The 3,267-nt window shown below is 73.6% G+C and carries 5 protein-coding genes; 1 reads left to right on the plus strand and 4 read right to left on the minus strand.

Going from position 1 to position 3,267, the window contains the following annotated elements:
* The 4 genes from VK640_04310 to VK640_04325 form a co-directional block, all read right to left on the minus strand.
* A partial coding sequence (locus VK640_04310; protein ID HTE72408.1) for an NAD(P)/FAD-dependent oxidoreductase occupies window positions 1-780 on the minus strand: 780 nt, incomplete at its 3' end.
* On the minus strand, window positions 777-1,361 hold the full coding sequence (gene folE / locus VK640_04315) for a GTP cyclohydrolase I FolE (GenBank protein HTE72409.1): 585 nt from the start codon (window positions 1,359-1,361) through the stop codon (window positions 777-779). The genes VK640_04310 and folE, both read right to left, overlap by 4 nt.
* Window positions 1,362-1,408: 47 nt before the next feature.
* Complete coding sequence (locus VK640_04320; GenBank protein ID HTE72410.1) at window positions 1,409-1,837, minus strand: hypothetical protein; 429 nt, start codon at window positions 1,835-1,837, stop codon at window positions 1,409-1,411.
* A 66-nt stretch (window positions 1,838-1,903) separates the two neighbouring features.
* A complete protein-coding gene (locus VK640_04325) occupies window positions 1,904-2,596 on the minus strand; it encodes a helix-turn-helix domain-containing protein (protein ID HTE72411.1) in 693 nt (230 codons plus the stop codon).
* 165 nt (window positions 2,597-2,761) lie between these two features.
* Here VK640_04325 and VK640_04330 point away from each other — a divergent pair.
* The coding region (locus tag VK640_04330; GenBank protein ID HTE72412.1) for an SPFH domain-containing protein at window positions 2,762-3,267 on the plus strand (506 nt) is incomplete at its 3' end.

Below are 3,267 nucleotides of genomic sequence, written 5' to 3' on the forward strand. Positions count from 1 at the left end.
GTTCTCGACCTCGAGGCCGGCGGCCGCGGCGAGCTCCACGTTCGGTGCCGCCCCGATGCCGACGACCACCAGGTCCGCCGGCAGCCCGGCGTGCGCGTCGGTCGCCACCGTCTCCACCCGCCCCGAGGCGCCGCGGAACTCGCGGACCGTCGTGTCGGTGAACAGGTCGACCCCGTGCGCACGGTGCAGCCGGGCGAAGACGGCCCCCATCTCCGGCCCGAGGACCGCGTGCAGCGGGGTGGGCTGCGGTTCGACGACGGTCACCTCGTTCCCGTGGGAACGTGCGGCGGCGGCGACCTCCAGGCCGATCCAGCCCGCGCCCACGATCACCACGCGGCGTCCGCCCCCGGACAGGTCGGCCAGGAGCCGGTCGGAGTCGGCGAACGTGCGCAGGTACCGGACACCCTCCAGGTCGGCGCCCGGGACGGGCAGCCGGCGGGCCGACGACCCGGTCGCCAGCAGCAGCTTGGCGTAGGCCAGCTCTTCACCGGTGTCGAGCGCCAGGCGGTGCGTCGCAGGGTCCAGCCGGGTGGCCTGGACGCCGGTCCGCAGCTCGACCTGGTGCTCGGCGTACCACTCGGGGGCATGCACCCGCGGGCTCTCCCGGTCGGCCTTGCCGAGCAGGTAGTCCTTGGACAGGGGCGGCCGCTCGTAGGGCACCTCCGGCTCCCCCGCCACGAGGACGACGGGGCCGTCGAACCCCTCGGCGCGGAGGGTCTCGGCCGCCTTGGCGCCGGCCAGCCCCCCGCCGACGATCACGAACGGTTCCTGGGTCGTCATGCCTGACTGCCTCGCAATCCGGAGAGGGCGAAGAACTCCTGTCGGGATCGAGCGTCCTCCCGCAGGAGGCCGTGCAGGGCGGATGTCGTCGTGCGGGCACCGCGGGCGCGCACCCCTCGCAGCGACATGCAGAGGTGCTCGGCCTCGATCACCACCCCGACGCCGCGGGGGGCGAGGTTGGTCTCCAGCCAGTCGGCGACCTGCTGGGTGAGCCGCTCCTGCACCTGCAGGTCGCGGGCGAACAGGTCGAGCACGCGGGCGAGCTTGGACAGCCCGAGGATGCGGTCGCCGGGCAGGTAGCCGATGTGCGCGACGCCCGTGAACGGCAGGAGGTGGTGCTCGCACAGCGACTGCACGGGGATGTCCGTGGCGATGACCAGCTCGTCGTACCCCTCGTTCGGGAAGGTGGTGAGCTCGAACGGCGGCCCGCTCAGCATCTCGGCGAAGGCCCCGGCCACCCGTCGCGGGGTCTCGGCCAGGTGCACCGAGGCCGGGTCCTTGCCCAGCGCCCGGAGCAGGAGCGCCACGGCGTGCTCGGCGGCCGGTACGTCCACCGCGGTGCGGCTGCGCACGCTGCGCAGCCGGGCCGGCTCCGTCGTCGTCGGTGCGACCACCGGCTCGGGGGAGGTCACGAGCCGGCGCTCCGACGACCGGCGGGCGCGTAGCGCTCGGCGAGGCGGGCGAGGGCGACGGCGCCGACCAGCAGGCCGAAGTCCCGGAGCGCGACGTCGTAGAAGCCCGGGATCGTCAGGAGGTTCAGGATGATCCCGGCGAGCCACGCGGCCACGACCCAGCCGCCGATCCGCGGGGCGACCGCGACCAGGACGCCCGCGAGCACCTCGACGACACCGACGGCGTACATGGCCTGCTGCGCCGTCCCCGGCACGATCCCGTCGATCCACGGCGCGAGGTACTGCGGCCAGTCGGTGAGCACGTTCGCGAACTTGTCGAGGCCGAACGCCACGGGCGCGACGGTGAAGGCGGTCCGGAGCAGCACGAAGGCCTGGTACGCCGGGTCGGTGGTGAGTGGCCGGGAGCGGGTGAGGTGGGTGGTCATCACGTGCCTCCTTCTAAAACCAATGATGGTTAGAAGTAGAGACCCGGGGCGACCCGGTGTCAACGCCTACGCGTCCGCCGGCTCCAGCCGCACGCAGCAGCGGCCCGGCGACGGCTCCAGCCTGGCGACGAATCCCCCGGCGGCCGCGCCCGCGAGCAGGCCGTCGAGCAGCCGCAGGTTCATGCCGCAGACCAGCTCGGTGTGCTCGCGCGCCAGCCGGTGGAACGGGCAGTTCGCCAGCATGACGGCGCCGTCCTCGGCGAGCGGCTCGAACCCGTGCTGCTCGAGCGCGCGCAGCGCGACCCGCCGGCCGTCCTCGGCGTCGTCGTCCCCGCGCGCGGCCGCGCCCAGGTCCCGCCCGCGCTCGAAGGCCAGCCTGGCCAGGACCGCCCGGGGCGGCTCCCCGGTCGACTGGCTCTCGTCCATGGCCGCGGCGAGCAGACCCCCGGCCAGGTCGTAGTGCCGCTCGGGGAGGCTCACCGCGACGTCGCAGTCGGCCCGCCGGTACAGCTTCGCGGGGCGACCGGCGCCCGGGCCGCTCCTGCCGCTGCGCCGCTCGTAGACGACGTCGAGCAGCCCCTCGTCGACCAGCTTGTCCAGGTGGAAGGCGACCGTCGCACGCGCGACCTCGGTGGCCTCGGCCGCCTCGTCCCGGCTGACCGCGACCGGCTGCCGGACGACGTGCTCGTACAGCAACCGCCGGGTGGGCTCGGCCAGCGCGGCGACCGCGGCGACCTGTGCGGTGCGCTCGTCGTCCATGCGTGCAGTCTAGAACCAATCCGCGTTCCTGAAAGAGATCCGAGCGTGCCCGCACCCCGCCCGGAGGACGCCGGACCGTTCTACGCTGGTGCCGTCATCGCAGGTCGCCGGGGACCACGGCCACCCTGACCGGTCCGCCCGCCGGCGCCGATGACGGAGGCCGAGATGGAAACCGTCCTCGTCGTCCTGGCCGTCCTGGCCGGCGTCCTGCTGCTCCTGGCGGGCGCGAGCGTCCGGGTGATCACCCAGTTCGAGCGCGGCGTCGTCCTGCGGTTCGGGCAGCTCCGTGGCGACTCCCGCGGGCCGGGGCTGACCTTCATCGCGCCGGCGGCCGACCGGTTGCACAAGGTGAACATGCAGGTCATCACCATGCCGGTGCCCGCGCAGGAGGGCATCACCCGTGACAACGTGACCGTGAAGGTCGACGCCGTCGTCTACTACAAGGTCTTCGACCCGGTCCGGGTCGTCGTCGGCGTGCAGAGCTACCAGGCGGCCATCGCGCAGGTCGCGCAGGCCTCCCTCCGCTCGATCATCGGCAAGAGCGACCTCGACGACCTGCTGTCCAACCGGGAGCGGCTCAACCAGGGGCTCGAGCTGATGCTGGACAGCCCGGCGGTGGACTGGGGCGTGCACATCGACCGGGTCGACATCAAGGACGTCGCCCTGCCCGA

This window comes from Actinomycetes bacterium, assembly GCA_035489715.1.
Lineage (GTDB): Bacteria > Actinomycetota > Actinomycetes > JACCUZ01 > JACCUZ01 > DATHAP01.